Origin of the sequence: Priestia sp. TRN 1309 (assembly GCF_050846875.1) — a bacterium.
In the GTDB taxonomy this organism is placed as follows: domain Bacteria; phylum Bacillota; class Bacilli; order Bacillales; family Bacillaceae_H; genus Priestia; species Priestia zanthoxyli.
In genome coordinates this window covers 800,143-821,021 of record NZ_JBOZGM010000001.1, presented here as the reverse complement: position 1 = coordinate 821,021, position 20,879 = coordinate 800,143, and the positions used below count along the sequence as shown (strand labels likewise).

General features: G+C 35.8%; 17 protein-coding genes and 1 pseudogene. 4 read left to right on the top strand and 14 right to left on the bottom strand.

Annotation, left to right across the window (positions count from 1 at the left end; translation table 11 throughout):
• Positions 1-134 precede the first annotated feature (134 nt).
• The 8 genes from ACRPLQ_RS04300 to ACRPLQ_RS04265 all read right to left on the bottom strand — a co-directional run bounded on the left by ACRPLQ_RS04300 (position 135) and on the right by ACRPLQ_RS04265 (position 8,217).
• Positions 135-971 carry an alpha/beta fold hydrolase gene (locus ACRPLQ_RS04300; RefSeq protein ID WP_432235709.1) on the bottom strand — a complete coding sequence of 279 codons (837 nt, stop codon included), beginning with the start codon at positions 969-971 and terminating at the stop codon, positions 135-137.
• Between the two features lie 36 nt (positions 972-1,007).
• Complete coding sequence (locus tag ACRPLQ_RS04295; protein ID WP_432235708.1) at positions 1,008-2,099, bottom strand: low temperature requirement protein A; 1,092 nt, start codon at positions 2,097-2,099, stop codon at positions 1,008-1,010.
• 256 nt (positions 2,100-2,355) lie between these two features.
• Complete coding sequence (gene ycaC / locus ACRPLQ_RS04290) at positions 2,356-3,000, bottom strand: isochorismate family cysteine hydrolase YcaC (protein ID WP_033580062.1); 645 nt, start codon at positions 2,998-3,000, stop codon at positions 2,356-2,358.
• Positions 3,001-3,172: 172 nt separating this feature from the next.
• Complete coding sequence (locus tag ACRPLQ_RS04285; protein ID WP_034267358.1) at positions 3,173-3,739, bottom strand: NADPH-dependent FMN reductase; 567 nt, start codon at positions 3,737-3,739, stop codon at positions 3,173-3,175.
• A 155-nt stretch (positions 3,740-3,894) separates the two neighbouring features.
• Positions 3,895-4,833, bottom strand: a complete 939-nt coding sequence (locus ACRPLQ_RS04280) for a ring-cleaving dioxygenase (protein WP_432235707.1) — start codon at positions 4,831-4,833, stop codon at positions 3,895-3,897.
• 142 nt (positions 4,834-4,975) lie between these two features.
• Positions 4,976-5,374 carry a DoxX family protein gene (locus tag ACRPLQ_RS04275; RefSeq protein ID WP_028414851.1) on the bottom strand — a complete coding sequence of 133 codons (399 nt, stop codon included), beginning with the start codon at positions 5,372-5,374 and terminating at the stop codon, positions 4,976-4,978.
• A gap of 349 nt (positions 5,375-5,723) precedes the next feature.
• On the bottom strand, positions 5,724-6,764 hold the full coding sequence (locus ACRPLQ_RS04270; protein ID WP_430078094.1) for an FUSC family protein: 1,041 nt from the start codon (positions 6,762-6,764) through the stop codon (positions 5,724-5,726).
• Positions 6,765-6,948: 184 nt separating this feature from the next.
• Positions 6,949-8,217, bottom strand: coding sequence for a glycosyltransferase (locus ACRPLQ_RS04265; protein WP_430078097.1), 1,269 nt, complete (start codon positions 8,215-8,217; stop codon positions 6,949-6,951).
• Between the two features lie 263 nt (positions 8,218-8,480).
• Between ACRPLQ_RS04265 and ACRPLQ_RS04260 the strand changes: the two genes are divergently transcribed.
• Positions 8,481-9,863 (top strand): TrkH family potassium uptake protein, encoded by a 1,383-nt coding sequence (locus tag ACRPLQ_RS04260; protein ID WP_430078100.1) that lies wholly within the window; start codon positions 8,481-8,483, stop codon positions 9,861-9,863.
• A 586-nt stretch (positions 9,864-10,449) separates the two neighbouring features.
• Here ACRPLQ_RS04260 and ACRPLQ_RS04255 read toward each other — a convergent pair.
• From ACRPLQ_RS04255 to ACRPLQ_RS04245, 3 genes and pseudogenes are all read right to left on the bottom strand, one after another.
• Complete coding sequence (locus tag ACRPLQ_RS04255) at positions 10,450-11,301, bottom strand: MurR/RpiR family transcriptional regulator (RefSeq protein ID WP_430078102.1); 852 nt, start codon at positions 11,299-11,301, stop codon at positions 10,450-10,452.
• A gap of 287 nt (positions 11,302-11,588) precedes the next feature.
• Positions 11,589-12,965, bottom strand: coding sequence for an aspartate aminotransferase family protein (locus tag ACRPLQ_RS04250; protein ID WP_432235706.1), 1,377 nt, complete (start codon positions 12,963-12,965; stop codon positions 11,589-11,591).
• A 131-nt stretch (positions 12,966-13,096) separates the two neighbouring features.
• Positions 13,097-13,362 (bottom strand): annotated as a pseudogene (locus tag ACRPLQ_RS04245) (hypothetical protein).
• A gap of 438 nt (positions 13,363-13,800) precedes the next feature.
• Between ACRPLQ_RS04245 and ACRPLQ_RS04240 the strand changes: the two are divergent.
• The 3 genes from ACRPLQ_RS04240 (at position 13,801) to ACRPLQ_RS04230 (ending at position 17,269) form a co-directional block, all read left to right on the top strand.
• Positions 13,801-15,303: a BCCT family transporter gene (locus ACRPLQ_RS04240; RefSeq protein WP_430078106.1), complete on the top strand. Its 1,503-nt coding sequence runs from the start codon at positions 13,801-13,803 to the stop codon at positions 15,301-15,303.
• A 435-nt stretch (positions 15,304-15,738) separates the two neighbouring features.
• Positions 15,739-16,920, top strand: coding sequence for a cation:proton antiporter (locus ACRPLQ_RS04235; RefSeq protein WP_432235705.1), 1,182 nt, complete (start codon positions 15,739-15,741; stop codon positions 16,918-16,920).
• Positions 16,921-17,059: 139 nt separating this feature from the next.
• Positions 17,060-17,269 (top strand): hypothetical protein, encoded by a 210-nt coding sequence (locus ACRPLQ_RS04230; protein ID WP_165636234.1) that lies wholly within the window; start codon positions 17,060-17,062, stop codon positions 17,267-17,269.
• Positions 17,270-17,644: 375 nt separating this feature from the next.
• On the opposite strand, the gene ACRPLQ_RS04225 is transcribed toward ACRPLQ_RS04230, so the two are convergent.
• The 3 genes from ACRPLQ_RS04225 to ACRPLQ_RS04215 all read right to left on the bottom strand — a co-directional run bounded on the left by ACRPLQ_RS04225 (position 17,645) and on the right by ACRPLQ_RS04215 (position 20,837).
• On the bottom strand, positions 17,645-18,547 hold the full coding sequence (locus tag ACRPLQ_RS04225; protein ID WP_060746394.1) for an AEC family transporter: 903 nt from the start codon (positions 18,545-18,547) through the stop codon (positions 17,645-17,647).
• 91 nt (positions 18,548-18,638) lie between these two features.
• Positions 18,639-20,072, bottom strand: a complete 1,434-nt coding sequence (locus ACRPLQ_RS04220; RefSeq protein WP_432235704.1) for an aldehyde dehydrogenase family protein — start codon at positions 20,070-20,072, stop codon at positions 18,639-18,641.
• A gap of 30 nt (positions 20,073-20,102) precedes the next feature.
• Positions 20,103-20,837 carry a GntR family transcriptional regulator gene (locus ACRPLQ_RS04215; protein WP_432235703.1) on the bottom strand — a complete coding sequence of 245 codons (735 nt, stop codon included), beginning with the start codon at positions 20,835-20,837 and terminating at the stop codon, positions 20,103-20,105.
• Positions 20,838-20,879 lie beyond the last annotated feature (42 nt).

Genomic DNA, 20,879 nt, shown 5'->3' with positions numbered 1-20,879 from the left:
TTAAATGGCCTCCCTTACTATAGTACGCTTTTCTATCGGCGTAAAAAAACAAAAAAGAAGTGACCCTTTGGTCACTTCTTCTGTTCATTAACTATTTTCCGAGCTGTTTTTACTTATCAAACATTCACTTACATTCAGTCTCTTAAAAACGACAGCAGCGCTTCGTTAAATTCATGTGCATGCGTTGCATTTAAGCCGTGAGGACCGCCTTTTATTAAAGCTAATTTCGAATCAGAAATGGCTTCATGCGTTCGCTTTCCGCTATATTCAAATGGAACGATCTCGTCTGCATCACCGTGAATAATAAGAGTCGGTATTGTAAACTTAGCTAAATCGTCTCTGAAATCCGTTTTGCTGAAAGCAGCTATACAGTCTAGCGTCCCTTTAGGTGATGCAGCTGCTGCAATATCCCGGTTGTACAGTCGAAATGGTTCGCTGACTAAGCCCTTTCCGCCTTTAGCTCCAAAAAATGTTTTTGTAAAATCATCAAGAAAAGCTAAGCGGTCATTTTTTACGCCGTTTTCAAATTCTTGGATTCCTGCATCATCCAATGCTCCTTCAGGATGATCCTCTGACTTGTAAAGAAATGGTGGTACGGCTCCTGCAAATACGGCTTTTTCTACTCTATCTGTGCCGTATGTTCCTACATAACGGGCTACTTCTCCGCCACCCATTGAAAACCCAACTAGTGTCACATTTTTTAAATCCAAATGTTCTAGCAGCTGATGTAAATCAGCAGCGAATGTATCATAATCGTAGCCGTTCCATGGCTGAGAAGACTTGCCGAATCCTCGGCGGTCATACGTGATGACTCTGTGTCCAGCCTCAACAAGAGCCGGAACTTGATATTCCCAAGATCGTCCGCTTAGTGGCCAGCCGTGAATTAAGACAACCGGCTTTCCTGTGCCATGATCCTCGTAGTATAGTTCAATAGGTGCTTCATTTTCTGTTCCTACCGTAATTTTTGCCATTTCGCTACCTCCATTATATAGTCATTCTTTATTTGGTTAAGTGGTCGTAAACCTAGCGTAGATCATAAAAAAGATCGCTAATTCTCCTATGATGACAGTGCTGGGAACAATAAGTATTAAGTTAATAATAAAAAACAGCGCTAAAACCCCTAAAAACATTCCCAAGTGATACACTTTCAAACGATGTTGTTCAAATCTATATTGGTGAAAAACAAGAGTGGTTGCCATGAAATAAAGCAGCACGGATCCGAATACAAAATATAAGCTGAATGTGTACTGAACTTCATGTAAAAACATGAGCTTAATCGATGCTGCAATCATGCTTAGAGACATGAGGATAAGTAAGTGTCCGTAAATAATCGTTTGTCCGGCTCTTTGAATAGACTTGTTTACTTTCTTTTCTACATTCTCAAAGTACTGCCACCACATGGCAATAATCAGGACAAATGAAATAATCGAAAATAAAATGGTATTCCAGTCCCCTTTTTGTGGCTGTATCACAGCAAGAATGCTGACAACGAATTCTCCAAACAGGATTAATGTTAACAAAGCAAAACGCTCTAATAAATGAGCGGTGTTGGTCGGTAATTTTGCCAGTCTATTATGCCCTAAAACAGGTAAAATCATATCAACTGCAATTCCTGTATACAACACGGCGTAGCGAATCCATGAATCAAAAAGAAGCGAAAGAAGCGAGATAAAGATCCCAATTCCAAAGCATGTACCTAAAAATACAGCAACTTTTTTTCGTTCATCTCGTTCAAATTTTTGAACAATAAGATACTGAAGAGCGGTTAACGCTCTTAGTCCAATATAGCCAATCAAAAAAGATACGTAATATTGATCAAAATCTACGGACAGGCTTGAGATCATGATAAGAACAAACAGCATTTGAAGAATCATAAAGATGCGCTGATGCAAAAAATCTTGTCCAAACCGATTGATAAACATCGTTTGTCCGGTCCACGCCCACCATATAGGAATAAAGATTAGTACAAACTTTAACAAATACTCTCCATGAATATACCCTTGTTCAACGTGAAGCAAAACATGCGTAGCAGTAGCAACGGCTGCCACAAATAACAAATCATAAAAAAGCTCCAGCCACGTAACTTTTTTTTCTTCCACTACTCCGCATCCCTTCCTATCATTTACCAGGCTGTCGTGAATGTACTTTATTTTATATATAAGAGACGCATACTTCATGAAAGGCAGCTTAGTAAAAGATAGGTGAGCCAACGGTTCATTAGTCGGCTCACCTATCTAACAATTACTTTTATGTTGTTACATTTTCTCCGTCACATAAATGATCCATAGATGCCATTCTACTTTCGTGTTTTATATGTAAAGAGAACGACCGATGCCAAACATAAGCTCCGCTATGTTAGACACTCTGCTTGCTGAAATCGCGCTGAGCTCCTCTATAGCTGCCCATCAAGTTTTGATAACCAGGAAGATGACTAGAAATTAAATTGCCAAAACCTTCAACGTCGTTGCGCCAGTCACGCTGCAGCTCGCACGCTACGCTAAACCAGTTCATAAGCTGCGCGCCGCCGTGAGCCATACGCGTTAATGCCGCATCTGCGACTTGCTTGTTGAACGTCCCGGAAGCGTCTGTCACAACAAACACTTCGTAGCCTGCTTTAATGGCAGAAAGCGCAGGAAAAGCAACGCAGACGTCTGTCACTACACCGGCGATAATCAGCTGTTTTTTCCCGGTCGCTTTAATGGCTTTAACAAACTCTTCATTGTCCCACGCGTTAATTTGTCCAGGACGAGCTATTTTTGGCGCGTCAGGAAACAAATCAACGAGTTCTCCCATTAGCGGGCCGTTGGGTCCATTTTCAAAGCTAGTTGTTAAAATAACCGGTAAATCAAAGAATTTAGCCGTATCACCAAGAGCCAATACGTTGTTTTTAAATTCATCAACACCATAATCACGTACAAGGCCGGAAATAAGCCCCGTTTGGTGGTCAACTAAAAGCACGGCAGCATCATCTTTTGAAAGGCGAGAGTAAAGATCAGACATTTTATCATCCTCCTTAAATTAAGGCAAGTAAGGACACGTACCTTTTCCGTTCCTTACAAGCGGTCTATCATTTGAACGGTTTTTTGGATTTCATTTATGATCTGTTGAGTAAAACATCTATAGAAAGAAAAGCTATTTCTGAGGTGAAGGTTCGTGAGGTGTGTTCTCTTTCTTAATCTAGAACAGGAACAGGCGCTTGATCAATCCAATGAATGAACTGCTGTAAGTAGCGCTGAAGATAGCGTTTCGTTGACTCATCAGTTAGGATCTTTTGTTGAGCATCAACTTTTTCATGAACTTGCGAAATCAGCATTTTTTGAAATGGTAAAACATGAACTTGCATAGCTTCTAGTACTTCTCTCGTTTGCTTTTGAGCAAAAGCCGTACCGAAGCCTCCTGGAGTTGCTCCAATGAGACCAACTGGTTTTCTGTTTAAAACAGAAGAAGTCCGAGGCCTTGATGCCCAGTCCAAAGCATTTTTTAATACCCCTGTAATTCCGGAATTGTACTCTGGACTTACAATGATAACGCCGTCAACATCTTGAATCGCAGCTCTAAAGGATGCGACAGATTCTGGTGATCCATCAACTTCTAAGTCTTCATTAAAAAAAGGCAGGCTGCTTATTTCAATCCAGCGATATTGAGCTGAGTCATCTAATGTAGTCAATGACTCAGCAATCATTCGGTTATACGAATTCTTTCGTAAACTTCCACAAATAAGACCAATGGTTTTTGTCATCTATTCACCTCCTCACTTGGAATTAATTTCATATTACCACGGTGTTTCAAATATAGATATTAGTTTTATATATAGATAAATTAATTCCTTCTTTGTACCTAATTTAGGGTTAAACTAGCGTTTTACTATTACTAAAAGAATTCTTTCAGTAAAATTCAGTCTAATTCTCTCACTTCAAAAGGAATCAAAGCTCTTTCAATTTGATCTCGATGGGTTTCGTACTGTTCAGGCAGCATAAGCTTTTCTCCCATAGTTTCAAGTGATTCATCATGTGCAAAGCCTGGAGGGTCTGTTGCAATTTCAAATAGAATTTCTCCGTGTTCTTTAAAGTAAATCGCATTAAAGTAATTTCGATCTCGAACAGCCGTCACTCCGTATCCGCTATCGGCTACGTATTTCTGCCATTCCAACTGATCTTCATCATCTTTTGCTCGCCATGCAATATGGTGAACCGTTCCAACGCCCATTTGCCCGCGTCCAATGGTTGTTAATTTTAAATCGATGATATTTCCAATGTCAGCTGATGATTGAAAACGTATAAAATCTCCTTCTTGCCCTACTTTTTGTAGACCCATTACGTTTTCTAATAATTGAGCTGTTTCATCAGGTCGAACGGATAATAACGTAGCGCCTCCGAATCCTTTAATAGCAACATCCGAATTAATTTCACCAGCTTGCCACGTATTCTTTTCACCTTCTTCTCTTTCCACAATCTCTAGATGCAAACCATGAGGATCGTCAAACTCTAAATACTGCTCTCCAAATCGCTCCATCTTTGCAGCTGGAACTCCAAACTTAGCTAATCGTTGTTCCCAAAAGCTCATCGCACCTTTTGGAACCACATACGAAGTGACCCCAACTTGCCCGTCACCTATTTTTCCTTGTCGTGCATTTGCCCACGGAAAGAATGTGATAATCGTTCCAGGTTTTCCGCCTTCATTCCCAAAGTAAAGGTGATACGTTCCTGGATCATCAAAGTTTACCGTTTGTTTGACCAAGCGTAACCCTAACACGCCCGCATAGAAATCAACATTTTCCTGAGGATGACCTACAATCGCCGTGATATGATGAATACCCGCTGTTTTTTTACTCATTACTACCATCTCCTTCGATACATTTTTCGTCATATGTTTCGTTATCCCTCTTAAAATTACAACTATTTATCGTAAATATCTCGAATTCGAGATATTAGTCAAAAAATAAAAGCACCTTGCTTATTCCAACCCATTTTCTCTTTTAGAAAATAAACGTATCGAGTGCGTAATAACCTGGTCCTGCAATAGCTACACCGATTGCTACAACTAAAAGCGTAAGATTATATTCATATCCGTTTTGTGTTGCCCAGTATCCATTTGGACCGTGTACTTTCACAATCGCCATGATCATTGTTCCGGCAATCAAAAGTGCTCCAAGCGGCGTAAGAAGTCCTGCAGCAAATAAAGCTCCACCTACTAGCTCAGATAAACCAGCCATTAACGCCATTCTAACGCCTGGCTTCATTCCGATAGATTCAAACCATCCGCCCGTTCCTTTTAAGCCGTGGCCGCCAAACCATCCAAATAACTTCTGAGTTCCATGAGCCATAAAAGATAATCCAATGACCAAACGTATTAACAGTAAACCAATACTCACCATTTTTTATTCCTCCTATTTTTTCATCATCTTAAAATCTTTAATTAAAATATCTTGAATTAAGGATAATTATAAAATCATATGGTTCCACTGTCAATATAAATTTTTATATTTTTTTGTGGCTAGTTGAAACACTTAGCGACGTATTAAAAACATATTCTAGATTTTATGTGGATATGAGCACTGGAGCGGAAAATATAAAAGCTAAATTGTATTATTTATTCAATAAAAAAAGGAAGTCACCCCTTGGTAACTTCTTTCCCTCTTCTACTGTGCATGTATAGTTCAATAACTGGATACTGAAGTTATCACCCCATTTATAAAAAGGATATCTGGATCACTTGAATTAGTATCATTTTGCTTTTAATTTATCAATTATTTTAAGCGTATCATTATATAGACTTAATTGATATCTCTGGGACTCTAATTCAGGTGGGATACGGATTTGTAAAGGTATCGAAGAAAGATCGAGTACATCCAAAGATGATTTCTTTATAGAGTAATTTTCTACGTTTTTATTAGCTTGTTCTGTTATGTATTCTCCTAATACCTGTAGTTGAACAGCCCATTTTTGTCCATCAACTGTGGGTAGAGAATTCGTTTTGGACCAGTCGTTAAATGTAGTGAGTACACTCGAAATATAGGTATACCCATGCTTCAGTTGAAAAAGGAATTGTTCATTTTGTTTTAACTGCTGCTTTTTATTTCTGCCAAATGGGTTCAACCTTAAACTCTTTTCTGCTTTCCTTAATTCCTTTTCGACCTGGTGAAGTTCCTGAAGCAAGTTGGTTGTATCATCTATTAAATTTTCTCCTTCAACAAATGTACAGTTATTATTTACCCAGTAAGCCACCTTTTCAAATAATTGTCCAAGGTCTATTCCAAATTGAGTTAAAGTTCTACGAGCTTCTTTTACGTAATTTGGTGGAACAATTATGATATGAACAATAATAGCGACAAGAGCTCCTATGATCGTGTCTCTTATTCGATCAGAGACATAATAATTTGTTTTATGAACAAATACAAAAACTAATAAAATAGTAAGCGCAATTTGATGAATGATCGTCTTATGTAGCCTTAATACAACAGGAAGCACCATTCCCATTGTTAATAATAACCCTATCGTCCATCCGTTCACTTCTACATGTTTAATGATAAAAATCGTAGCAGCAATTCCAAAAAGAGTGCCGATAATTCGATAAAAAGCATACACAGCAGAATGCTGGATGGTTTCTTGAATAGAAAGAATCACAGTTAAAGGCGCCAAATAAGGATGCTTAGAGCCTAACATTTTTGCCAGTTCCCACGATACACCAGAAGCTATAGATATTTTGGCTATAAGTAGTAATCCTTTTATTAGTTCGAGCTTTTGCTTTCCCTTATTTATATCCATAAAAACTCCTTTATTTAAACACCTATGTATGTAAGTCGACTTACAGTCACTTCCTGTCGTTACTTACTATTAACTGGAGAACGTAACTTTATTACAAACAAAGCTGTTTTCATATATAAGAGTTGATTGGATAAAACTCCTCTCTTAAAACACATACTAGCTGTTTAGCTATCCTTCAATCCATCTATTTATCCCGCAATTTGTGTACTACGCTTTCTATATGCTTCACCGCTTGGTATACACCATTTTCCGATTGAATGATGCTTTTTATTTGTTGAGCATTTTCAATATACTCTTTATTTTCTACTTGTTCTAACGCGTGAACCAATTCGAATACTTGGAGATTTTTTTCTTGTAACGGCTTTAGTGAATACCCTTTTTTATAGAGAAGATTTGCCCAAAACGGTTGATCCACTGTAAACGGAATGATAATTTGTGGTACGCCACTCAGTAAAGCTTCAGACATTGTTCCAACACCTCCATGATGAATAATGCCTTTAGCACGTTTAAATAAAAGTCTATGGGATGCACCTTTAACGGCGAGTATATTCTCTTGTTGATTGAACTTCATACCGCTTGTTCCTGTTAGCACTATTGCGCGATTGTCCGTCTCCTTTAATGCCTGAATTAACTTTTGTTTAAAAATTGATGGACTCTTTAAAGGCATAGAACTAAATGATACTACAATAGGCTTCTTTCCTTTTTCTAGAAAGTTTTCTATTTCATTGGGTAGCACCTCTCCCTCTACATCTAAAAAGAAAAAACCTGGTAGACATACAGAACCTTTCCAACTCTCTACTTCTTTGAAAAGAAAAGGACTAATCGGATAAATTATAGGAATAGGTGCACCGTTTACGTCATATGTGTAAAGTCCGGCTTTTCTCTTCGGGAATTTTAACGTTTTTTCTCTAAAATCGTTAATTTCTTTCATAAAAGGGTACTCACTGAACTTTACTATCTTGTAGGATAATCTATTTAATGTAGGACCAAAGCTTTGTTTTGACGATAAAGAGAAATTTGGAAACTCTGTAATTGGATACATAATTGGAACGGGCGGTAAGCAAATGCAAGGAATATGATAGTACAGCGCAATATCAACGGCACCAAGAGCTTTAGGATGATAAATGATTAGATCGGCTCCTTGGGAAGCCTGATAAAAATCATCCATACTTCTTCTGTAGGATGGAGCAATTTTTTCTTTTGAAAATTTCATTATTTTAAAAGGTGAAAACTTCTTACCATTAAGTATATCTCTTCCTTCCTCGCTCTCCATTATCGCCATCAAATCAGTAGCAGCGGGATGAAAGGAAACCTTATTTTCTTCAATAAAATGTTGAAACGTCGCACCTGTACAAATGACTACTTCATGTCCAATCTTAATCATTTCTCGAGCAAGTGCAATATAAGGCTGTACATCTCCTCTACTGCCTAACGTTAAAATTGTCACTTTCATAATTTCCACCCCCATAATAAATAATAACAATACTTTGTACAAAACCTCTTCTCTCTTCCCTCACCGTACTGTGATGTATTTCTTAAGAGTTAATTAAACTGCCTAGAATAATAATAACGTTAACTACTATCTTCTTACAGGACTTTATCACAAATGAAATAGGTGAAAATCTAGAAAAGTGGACTGTAATAGTCTTTCAAATCTAATCATCTCTTGTGTATAATGTTATTGTGAATAAATATTATGTTTTAAAGAGGTTAAGTATGAGAAATAAGGTTTATAGACTAACGAAGAGACTATCCTCAGTTCAAATAATTGTTTTATATTATGTTTCAGCTGTTATGATTTCAAGCATTTTATTAGCTTTACCTATAACAGTGAAACCTTCTGCTCACATCAGCATCGTGGATTTAGTGTTTACTTCTGTTAGTGCTATTAGTGTAACGGGTCTTTCTACTATCCCTATGAATGAAGTTCTTAGCGTTCCGGGAACTTTCATTTTTGCCTTTATCCTTCAATTTGGGGGAATTGGTGTAATGGCTCTTGGAACATTTTTTTGGTTGCTACTAGGAAAAAAAATTGGTTTGCGAGAACGAAAACTAATTATGACGGATCAAAACCAGTTTACTCTTTCTGGTTTAGTTCAGTTAATGAGGCAAATTTTATTTTTAATTTTATCTATTGAATTTATAGGGGCCGTTGTATTAGGGCTACATTTTTTAGAATACTTTCCTACCTGGGAAGAAGCTTTTTTACAAGGCTTCTTTGCATCAGTAAGTGCTACTACAAATGCGGGGTTTGATATAACAGGGTCTTCTTTAATCCCCTTTGCTCACGATTATTTTGTTCAAATAGTGAATATGATTTTATTAATAGTCGGAGCAATTGGCTTTCCCGTATTAATAGAATGCAGATATTTCCTTAAAGAAAAAGGGTATTTTATGAGAGGTCGTGCTAAGAGTAAGCGTCCCTTTCGTTTTTCTTTATTCGTTAAACTAACAACCTTTACATTTTTTGCGTTAGTTATTTTCGGTACACTAGCTATTTATTTATTTGAATTCAATCATTTTTTTGCTACAAAGACTTGGCATGAAGCCTTCTTTTATTCACTATTTCAATCGGTTACAACTAGAAATGGTGGACTTGCCACTATGGATATTAGTAAGTTTTCTACCCCTACACTTCTTGTAATAAGCACTCTCATGTTTATTGGAGCATCGCCAAGTAGCGTAGGTGGAGGGATACGTACGACTACTTTTGCAATTATGATTTTAAGCATTTACTCTTATTCAAAAGGAAATAGTACAATAAAGGCTTTTAAAAGAGAAATAGTACATGAAGATATTACAAAATCTTTCATGGTTATTGCAACAGCCGTTATGATTTGTGGAATTGCAGTTATAATACTTACATATCTTGAACCACATTTTTCAGCATTAGAAATCCTTTTTGAAGTTTCGTCAGCCTTTGGAACTACAGGCCTTTCGATGGGAATAACTCCCGAACTGAGTACTTCGGGAAAGGTAGTGATTATCATATTGATGTTTATAGGACGAATTGGCATTTTTTCATGCTTATTCTTGATAAGAGGAAAAGTTAAAGAAGAAAAATATCATTATCCAAAAGAACGAATTATTATTGGATAAAAACTTTTCGATCTCTTTGGTTGAATTCTCCTTTTCTTTTTAATAATTTGCTCCTTTATTTTTTCTTCCAGGTCGATATAAGTATAGTGATGGAGTCGACGTTTAAAGTTTTATTAAAAGCTATAAGAATTTGCTATCTAGAATGTTTATATCCTATTCATCTTAAAATGAGAAAAAGCTACTGAAGAGTGGGTCAGCCCCTGGAATTCAGTAGCTTTTTCTGTTTTATTGAGAGCTAATGCAGAATAATGATTCATCCATCTTGTGTAGTTTGCTCAGAGTATAAGTTCTTCCTTACAAATACTAAAAAAACTACTCTTCTCAACAGTTGTTTTCCCCAAAAACCCTTAGATAGGCTACTGAAGATGAGTAGGATTTCGTTTATTATTTTGATTGATTTCTTTAAATATATCTGAGAATTCATTAGACATATTTAAATTTTGAGAAGAATTACTAGGTTTAACAGCCTGCATAGCATCTATACATAACGGCTATTTGCAATAAATATGTTTCTTTTTCTCTACGGCTGCAAATGAAGCATAATTAAAATTAATCATTATTGTTTAAAAATGTAATTTTATCTGAATCATTTTTTATAAAAAATATTAAATTTGTCCCATAGTTCTTCGAGGGACTCTAATTTATCATGGAATTTTTCCTCTTTTTCTTTTCCCACAGATATAATTAGTGCATTTATAAGACTAAGTGGCGCTACAAACGAATCAATAAAAGTCGGCATTTGACTGGATGCTGTTAATGGGATATTTGCATAAGGAATTAGGGGAGACAATAGATTATCTGTTATGGCAACAGTTGTTGCTTCTTTTTCCTGTGCATACGAAAGAACTTTTATTGTACTTGTCGTATATCGTGCAAAACTAATTCCAATTACTACATCATCTTCATTTAAATCATATATACGTTCTGATACGTTCTCAATCGAATGAATAAGCTCGACTTGTTCTAGAAGAAATTGCAAATAGTACTCTAAAAACACACCCAAAGCCGTAGCACTTCTATTTGCAACAATATACACTCTTTTAGCTTTAATTAGGCTCTCTACTGCGCGCTTAAAAACATCTACATCTAATCTTTCTAAAGTAGATCTGATATTAGAAATATCATCTAAAAAGATATCGTATACGCTTTGATCCTGGTCATTATATACTTCTTTGGAAATTTTCAATCTCTCAGTTGTTGTCAACTGCTGCTGAGCAGAACTTTGCATGTATTGTTGAAGTTCCGGATAACCGGAACACCCTAAAAAAGTAGCAAAACGTACAACAGTTGCATGGCTAACCCCTGTAACCTTGGCCAACTTATCTCCAGTTAAAAAAGGAACAGTATTAGGGTTTTCTAAAATATATTTAGCTACTTTTAAATTTGATTTGCTCATATTAGGCATCTGTTCTGCAATGTGCTTATAAATATTTTCCATTTAATTTGATAATCTCCTTCATTCTAATTGCGTTATATATTTATAATTATAAACTAAAATACTGCCTTAAAAATTGAACTGCATTAAAATTAATCATTTCACACCCATTAAACAGGATACAATTTCTTCATAAAGTTATTGCTTTTACATTTTTATCTAAATTTAAACCTATATTAATTTGTTATTCTAACTATCATCATATCCCTTTTAGTTCTAAAAAATAAAAAGAAGAGCTATAACGGATTATGCATATGCATAATTATTATAGCTCCTGGTGAATTAATGTTTTATTTATTCGTTACACGCTTAATTGCTTCGTCATGTGCTGCTACCGTACGTTGAATATCCTCTTCTGTATGAACAACGGACATAGAGTAGCGGTTAAGTGGCTTGGTATAAATGCCTAATTTCAATAACTCATAATCAATCTTTTTACGTAATTTTGTATCTGCTTTACTCATATCACGATAATTTCTAATCTCTCCATCTCTAAGAATAATATTAAAAATACTCCCCATACCAACTGTTTGCATCATCAATCCATGAGATTTATATAATTCTTCTAATTGATCTCTTAACAATTGAGTATTTGCAAATAATTTTTCCATTGTACCTTCTTGCTCTAAAATATCGATTGTTGCTAAGCCTGCTGCAAGTATGGTTGGATGGCCATTGTATGTTCCACTATGGTATAAAGGATCTTGTTTATCCTTATTCTCTGCTCCAGCTGTTAAAATATCTCGACCATCTCTAGCAGAACTAATCATCATGATGTCTTTTTTACCACCAATAGCCCCTACAGGGAAACCTCCCCCAAGCACTTTTCCTAAAGCAGTAATATCTGGTTCGACCCCATAGGTTTTTTGTGCTCCTCCGAGGGAAATTCTAAAACCTGTCTTTACTTCATCAAAAATCAACACAATATTAAGTTCCTCTGTAATTTTCCGAAGACCCGTTATAAAATCTTGATCAGCTGGTATAAATCCACCTTGAATGGGTTCTAAAATGACACCTGCTAATTCATGAGCATAAGCTTTCAAAATCTTTTCTGTTGCTTCTAGATCATTAAATGGAAGAATGACTGTATTTTCAAGATAATAATCAGGCAGTCCTCTTGATTCTCCTACTGCTTTAGGAGATGTTGCCTCCCCTGCTTTATCTAAATCAGGATTAACACTTACTAATACTTGATCATATCCTCCATGATAATGGCCTTCAAATTTCGCAATTTTTGCTTTACCGGTATAGGCAACTGCTGTACGAATAGCTAAAAGGGTAGCTTCTAACCCTGAGTTTGTATAGCGTACCATTTCAATACCGGGATATAATTCAACTAACTTTTCTGCCATCGTTGTTTCCATTTTATGTGGTGTACCGAAAATAGTTGTGCCTGACTCCATCATTTGTTTCGTTACGGCTTCCAACACGTGCGGATGACCATGCCCTAAAATAAGTGCTCCATAGCATAATAAATAATCAATATATTCGTTTCCATCTACATCAAAAAGCTTACTCTCTTTCCCTTTTTCCATCATTAGTGGATGTGGATCAAAATACTTAATATTTGCTGTAACGCCTCCAGGAATTACTTCGCGTGCTTTATTAAACAAACTTGCAGATTTTTTAGTCTTTTCGGAAAGCAATGCTTCTTCTTGAATTTTCATAAAAAAACCTCCGCTATATCAGTGAATAATATTGTAATTATAATTTCTATAAATAATATATCATGAAATATATATTTCAAAAAGATTTATTTTCTTCATTTTGGTTTTTATTCATGTCCTAATTTGTAAAATTATAAAAGTATCGCACTAGCTTTGACATCTACTAGCACCATTTCCTTGTGTTTCTTTAGTTCTTTAACGATAGGCTTTAGCGCTTTTTATCTATTAGCGAAAAAGTAAAGTTCGATTTTTTTCTTTCGGCATGCTCTTTTGTCCATTTTGCAGCATACTTCTGAAAAAATTTCAAACATACAATGCGAATAGCAACGTTTAAAAGAGCATTTGGAATAGGGATGCTAAACCGAACATCTTTTGTTTTCATTTTCACATAAATCATAAGCAAACCATTACTCAATGATGACCGAAAAGATATCTCCATTTGCCGAATTAATCTCAACAATTTGACCATCTAACTCGTTTTGATATAACGAAACATTATCTAAATTTAATTTTAAAGAGAAAACAAACTGCAGAGTAGCCACAGCTTTTTTGTTTTGAGAAGGTTGGTATTGGTACTATATGAAAAAAGTAATAGATGTTTTTTATAAAAGACGTTTTTTTATTCCGTATTAAGGGAATTAAAATAAAAATTTAGGAAAAAGAAAGAATCAAGATGTAAAAAAATGAGCAAAAAAGAAAACTATAGAGAGATTGAGATAGGAAAACAAGAATAACAATTTGAAATATTCCAAAACTTATGTTTAAAATTATAATAGTAAAATTAGGTCTTTCTGAAACTACTTAATTTTAACTTAAAATATAAAGGAGGAAGATTGTGAAGAAAACAACACCTATTTTTTGGATCTCTTTAATCATTAGCGTCTTATTTGTAGGCTGGGGTATATTAAAACCAACTAATCTACTTCACGTCATGACCACCGCCGAAAGTTATTTGCTTAATCGTTTTGGCTGGTTTTATCAATTTTCTGCCACATTCTTTTTAATATTTGCCTTAGTATTAGCTTTTAGTCGATTTGGAAAAATAAAACTTGGCAAACCCCATGAAAAACCTGAGTTTAGTACCCCTACTTGGTTCGCGATGTTATTTAGCGCTGGGATGGGAATTGGTTTACTTTTTTACGGAATTTCTGAGCCGATCTCCCACTATGCTACGCCCCCTTTTGGGAAACCTCAAACTACTGAATCTGCAAAACTGAGTCTAGAATATACATATTTACACTGGGGATTTCATGCTTGGGCAATTTATGCTGTAGTAGCACTTGCTTTAGCCTATTATAAATTCCGAAAAAACATGCCTGGACTAATGAGCGCAACCCTAACTCCTCTTATTGGAAATAAGAGCAAAGGACCAATTGGATACGCTGTGGATATTATAGCTGTGTTTGCTACTATATTTGGGGTGGCGGCATCTTTAGGATTAGGCGCTTCACAAATAAATAGTGGATTCCACTACCTAACAGGTATGCCTATTAGCTATAAAGTTCAACTCGTTATTATTGCCATTACGACTATTTTATTTATTACATCTGCAGGAACTGGTGTTTCAAAAGGAATCAAATACTTGAGCAATGCTAACATGGTTTTAGCTGTCATTCTATTTGTTTCTTTTCTTTTTCTTGGGCCTACACAATACTTAATAGAGCTTTTCTCTACAACCTTTGGTTCCTACGTTCAACAATTACCAAGTATGGGGCTGCGATTTGCTCCATTTAATTCTGACAATAACCAATGGGTAAAAGATTGGACCATTTTTTACTGGGCTTGGTGGATATCATGGACTCCATTTGTGGGAACTTTCATTGCACGCGTATCTAAAGGAAGAACGGTTCGTGAATTTATTATGGCTGTATTAATCGTTCCGACACTTGTATGCTCAATATGGTTTGGCGTATTTGGAGGTACCGGTATTTATTTTGATTTTGTGAAAGGATTAGATGTGGCAAAACAAAGCTTAGAAACGTCTCTATTCTTTGTGTATGATCAAATGCCGTTTGGAGGTTTTCTTTCTACCATCTCTGTAGTCCTTATTTTGACGTTCTTTGTGACTTCTGCAGACTCGGCTACTTTTGTTCTGGGGATGCAAACTACAAACGGGAATTTAAATCCACCTTTCTTTGTTACATTTATTTGGGGAATCATTTTAGCTGCTATTTCAGCAATTTTATTAGGAACAGGTGGCCTGCAAGGCATGCAAGCAGCTATTATTGTCACTGCATTGCCCTTAGGGATTGTTCTTCTATTCATGTCCTATGCATTAATTAAGTCCTTCCGACAAGAAGTTTCTGAAGATAAAAAGCAAAATAAAAAAACTGCTTAACTTATTTCAATATGGAGTTTTAAAAAGTTTATGATTTATTTTTAAATCGGTATTTATATCTTTTGTTTGAGAAAAACTTTATAGTAAACATCATGTATGTAAGCTATGTTAAAGGTTGTTTCCTCTTAGTGAGGAAACAACCTTTCTCTTCTTGCATGTTTATAAGCACAAACTTACCTTTCTATGATTGAAGTTGTATTCAAATTTATATTATTTAGCATTATATAAGTAATTTATTACTTATTAATGATACCTCAGGAAAATATTATCTATAATAAACAAAGTTATAAGGATCGCGCGTTATTGAAACGAGAATTAGTAAAGCAGTACATCTCTCCAGGTGAACAGAAACCTATCCCTACAGAGAATGTGCCCTTAACAATACATGGCACATGAAGCATAATTTTAGTTTTAAAGAGACAAAGGAGCATAAGAATGGTTACATATTGGATTATTTTATTAGCTATCGCTGTAAGTGTAGTGTTTATCGCAGAAAAAATGAAACAACCTTATCCCACTTTCCTTGTAGTAATAGGATTAATCATTGGTTTGGTACCAATTCCTGCATTGGGAGAAATAAAAAGTTATGCAGCCAATGATACCGTGTTTCAAACGACCGTTATTTTTATCTTTTTATCAGCTTTGTTAGGGGATGCAGCACTTAAACTGCCCTTTGATGAATTAAAACGTAATAAGAAATCTATTTCTTTATTAGCTTTTTTAGGTACATTTCTTACCTTCTTACTAGTTGCTGCTTCTACTTATTTTTTCTTGCACCTTTCTTTACAAGAAGCCTTAATTTTCGGTGCACTTATGGCAGCTACTGACCCTGTATCCGTTCTAAGTATTTTTAAGTCAATGGGCCTAAACAAGCGCCTCTCCATTGTGGTCGAAGGAGAAAGTTTGGCAAATGACGGAGTTGCTGTTGTACTATTTCAAATTGCTGTGGTAACTACTGCCTTGAGCTTAACAGGTACATTGAATGCGCTGCTTGAATTTCTGAAAGTTGTAAGTGGAGGCATATTGATTGGTGGAGTGTTTGGTTTATTAGCTTCTCGCATTACATCTAAGATTGATCATTATTTAGTGGAGACTGGATTATCGATGGTTCTATTTTATGGTACGTTTCAGCTTGCTGAACACTTTGACGTTTCTGGGGTAATATCTGTAGTAGTAGGTGGCGTAATCTTAGGAACTTATGGACGAAACGTAGGCATGTCAGATCTAACACATGAAAAAGTGAATTCCTTTTGGGAAACAATCGCCTTTCTCTCCAATGCGCTTATTTTCTTACTAGTAGGATTAGAAGTGAGTCGTATTGATTTTTTAGATAAAGGATGGCTTATCGTTGGAAGTATTCTTATTGTTCTTTTAGCACGTTTTCTCGCTGTCTATATAAGCTTAGCTTTTGATAAATCCATTCCAACTTCATGGAAACCTATTATTTCATGGGGAGGATTAAAGGGATCTCTTTCAATTGCGCTTGTTTTAGGCATTACACCCGAATTTGAAGGAAAAAATCTGTTATTAGCAATGACATTTAGTAATGTAGTCTTTTCTCTTCTTGTTCAAGGAACAACACTAAAAAAATTAGTTTCATTTTTGAATGTAAAATAAACGCCTACACTAAAAGAGAGTTGATGTTATGTTTGAAACTTTTCTTACACCCACTCGTATATCCATAAGGAACAACCTTACTCCTTTCTTAGTCGACATACAATAAATACGCTATAGAAAGCGTACAAGGAGGAATTAGATGGAATCAAGAATGAGTTGGTGTATTAAAAATCCTTCGTTTTATTTGGGAGCTGTTTTATTTCTCATCTTTGGTAGTCAATGCTTTATAGGATATATAAAAGAGCATCAATTCTACGTTCTAGAGAGCATATTGAGTATCATAGGTGTTTTTATGATTGTTCTACCGTTGAAAAAGAAACTTGCTCCTCATTCACCAAAAAGCACTTAGTTGGATAACTAAGTGCTTTTTAGTGATGAAAATATTCCTCTCTAATCTATATACCATCCTTTTTATATACATGTAAATAAAGCTTGTAAAAGTAATGAATGCCTACCGTTTCAGTCATACATTATCCTTTTTCCAATTTTTCTTTAGCACCTTTTGAATCTTGAATTAGAAAAGAGGTTCCCGTCATTAAACAGTTAAGAAAACAAAACTTAGTCAGAGAATATTGAAATCCATATACAAAATAAAAGTATAAAAAAAGGAAAAAACTAAAATAGAAAATGCCTTTCAAAACTAAATTATGAGGAGAATTCACATTAACTACTCCTTTTACAATCATTTGAAATTGAAATCTCTCTTATATGATCTAGAATGCTTTTATAAAACGATTAGAAAAATGATAGGTAATGTAGCAAGGCTTAAGGAGGTACTAATTAACGTTGCACTTGATACAAACTCCGGCTCTGTATTAAATTGAAGCGCGTACATAGTTGTATTCGCAGCTGTGGGCATAGCAGCCATAATAATCATTATTTGTTTGACCATCTCATCCACCGGTAACAGAAGTGTTAGTATATAAGCGATAAATGGCGAAATCACAAGTTTGATGGCTAATGACCATGAAACTTTTGCTTTGGCTAAATTTCTAATTGATATTTTAGCTAGCTGCATTCCAAGTACAATCATGATGGTGGGAATAGCTGCACCCGCTACTAAATCAACCGCTTCTTTTACAGAGTTGCTTAATGGAATATGAAGAAACTGAAATATAGCCCCTAAAAGTCCCCCATACACAATTGGTATCCGTCGAACTGCGTCAACGGCTGATTTTATACCATTTCCTTGTGGACTTCCTTTAGCTGCATAGTAAACTCCCACTGTACACATGACCAATTGCTGTATGACCATTAGAATAATGGCAGAGTCTAAGCCTGTCACGCCAAAAAGTAATAAAACAACGGGCGTACCGTAGTTTCCATTATTCATAAATGAGGACGCTAATATCATTCCACAGGTTTCTGAAGTAGAATATCGCTGGAAATAAGCAATAATATAGACGACAGCAATTAATGCAAAGCAAAGTGCAAATGTGTATAACGTAAGATATAAGTAATCAATCGTAAATTTGGTTGTGTAAAATGTTTTGAACACTAGAACTGGAGACATCAAATAAAGTGCCATTGTTGAAATCGTTTTGGTATCAAATCCTATTTTCTTTTGTCCAATAAATCCAAGTGCAAAAATCCCGAAAATAGGAAGGAGGATTGTTAGAAACTCCATATTTGTTCACCTTCGTCATTTTTTCTTTGTTATTTTCCAAATGAAAGACCTAGAAAATTAAAAATCTAGGTCTTTCATTTAAACTAATAAATTATAAATTTAGAACAATGATACGTTCTTCAGTCATTTCTTCAATTGCATATTTTGGCCCTTCTTTTCCGTTACCACTCTTTTTCACACCGCCATACGGCATATGATCAACACGATACGCTGAAGCATCATTTACAATTAATCCGCCTACTTCGATTTCACGAGCTGCCTTCATAGCAAATTGTAAGTCATTCGTAAAAAGGCCTGCCTGCAACCCATAGTCAGAATCATTTACTTTTGAAATCACTTCATCAATCTCGTCATATTGAGCAATAGCTACTACTGGCCCGAATACTTCTTGACGACAAACTTTCATCTCATCATTTACATTGGTCAAAATTGTAGGAAGATAAAAAGCACCGTCACGCTTTCCTCCTAGTTCAATTTTTGCCCCTTCTTCCACCGCTTCTTTTACCCATTCTTCCACTCGCTCTGCTTCTTTAAGACGAATCATAGGTCCAATATCGGTTTGCTCATCCATTGGATTACCGACTACTAACTTTTCTGTTTTTTCTTTTAGCTTATTAACAAATGCAGTATAAATATTCGTATGAACATAAATTCGTTGAACGGAAATACAAACCTGTCCCGCGTTATTAAAGCTTTTTTGAGAAATTAAAGATGCAGCTTTTTCTAAGTCAGCGTCTTTATGTACGATAGTAGCCGAATTATTTCCTAGTTCAAGTGAAACTTTACGCAAACCTGCTTTAGATCGAATGAGCTCTCCTACTCTTGGGCTTCCTGTGAACGTAAACATATTAACATCTTGGTTTTCTAATAACCATTCACCAATTTCTGCCCCATCTCCAGTCAATACTTGAAGGCGCCCTTTTGGCAGTCCTGCTTCTTCCATTAATTCAGCGAGCTTGAGCGCACAAATTGGAGTGACTTCAGCAGGTTTTAATACTACACTGTTCCCAGCTGCAAGTGCAGGTCCGAGTTTATGACAAACTAGATTGATAGGTACATTAAACGGTGTGATAGCTGCAACAACGCCAACCGGGACTTTTACTGTAAAAGCCATGCGATTTTCTGAGCCTTGAGCTGATTCAACAGGCACACCTTCTCCATGAATACGCTTTGCCTCTTCCGCTGAAATTTGTAAAGTTGTAGCCGCGCGCTCAACTTCTCCGCGAGATTCACGAATAGACTTTCCAACTTCAGTAGCCAAAATTTCAGCAAATTCTTCTTGACGGCTTAGTAATAACTCAGCTGCCTTCATTAATACCTCGTAGCGTTCGTACGGTGAAAAAGTGTTTTTTAACGCCTCTTTCGCGCTGGCCACAGCTTTATTTACATCGTCTTTTGTAGCTACTGAGATTTCAGCTGCAGGCTGCTGCGTATATTTATTTAAGACTTCCATTTTTTCTGCTGTTGTTTCCCATTCCCCGTTTACATATAAACCATATTGTTTGACTTGAGTTAAACTTGTCATTATCTCCACATCCCTAATTGTATTAGCGTTTTATCTTGTAAGCTCAATATTGTAATGATATTTGTCACTGCGATATTTTGTTACCGTAAATTCGAGTGGCTTATCATCAAAACCGTAACTTACTCGTGTCATTTCAAGTAAAGCTTCTCCGCCTCGTATGCCTAACAGATCGGCTTCATATATCGTTGCATTAATAGCGGATACCTTCTCTTTAGCTCGTTTTAAGAAGATTTCATTCTCTTCTAGTACTTCATAAAATTTTGCACGGTTTAAATCTTGTTCAACTAGTATTTTCCCAATATGCGTAGGCCAGCAAGAACGTTCAATGGCAATAGGCACTTCATCGGCAAAACGAATTCGTTCAATAACTAAAACTTCTTCTCCAGCATCCAGTTCCAGCATGGAAGTTTCATAATATAAATCTTTTTTAAAATCAGTACGAATCAGCTTTGAATTCGGTGTTAATCCTTTTTCCGCTACTTCTTCTGCTAGTCCTTTAAGCTTGCCTAAGCTGCCGCCGATCAGTGGCTGAGGCTTTACGATTGTCCCCCTGCCTTGTTTTTTTTCCAGCAGTCCATCCTGTACTAGCAGAGAAATAGCTTGTCTTAAGGTAGTACGGCTTACATCAAATTCTTGCATTAATTCTTGTTCTGTTGGAATTAACGTATTCGGCTTCCAAGTTTTCTCTTGTATACGTTTAATTAAGACATCTTTTACTTGAAGATAAAGCGCGATATTTTTATTAGAACCTATTGTATCTTTCATATTCTCAAACTCCTTTTAAGTTAGCGTTTGGTATTATTATAT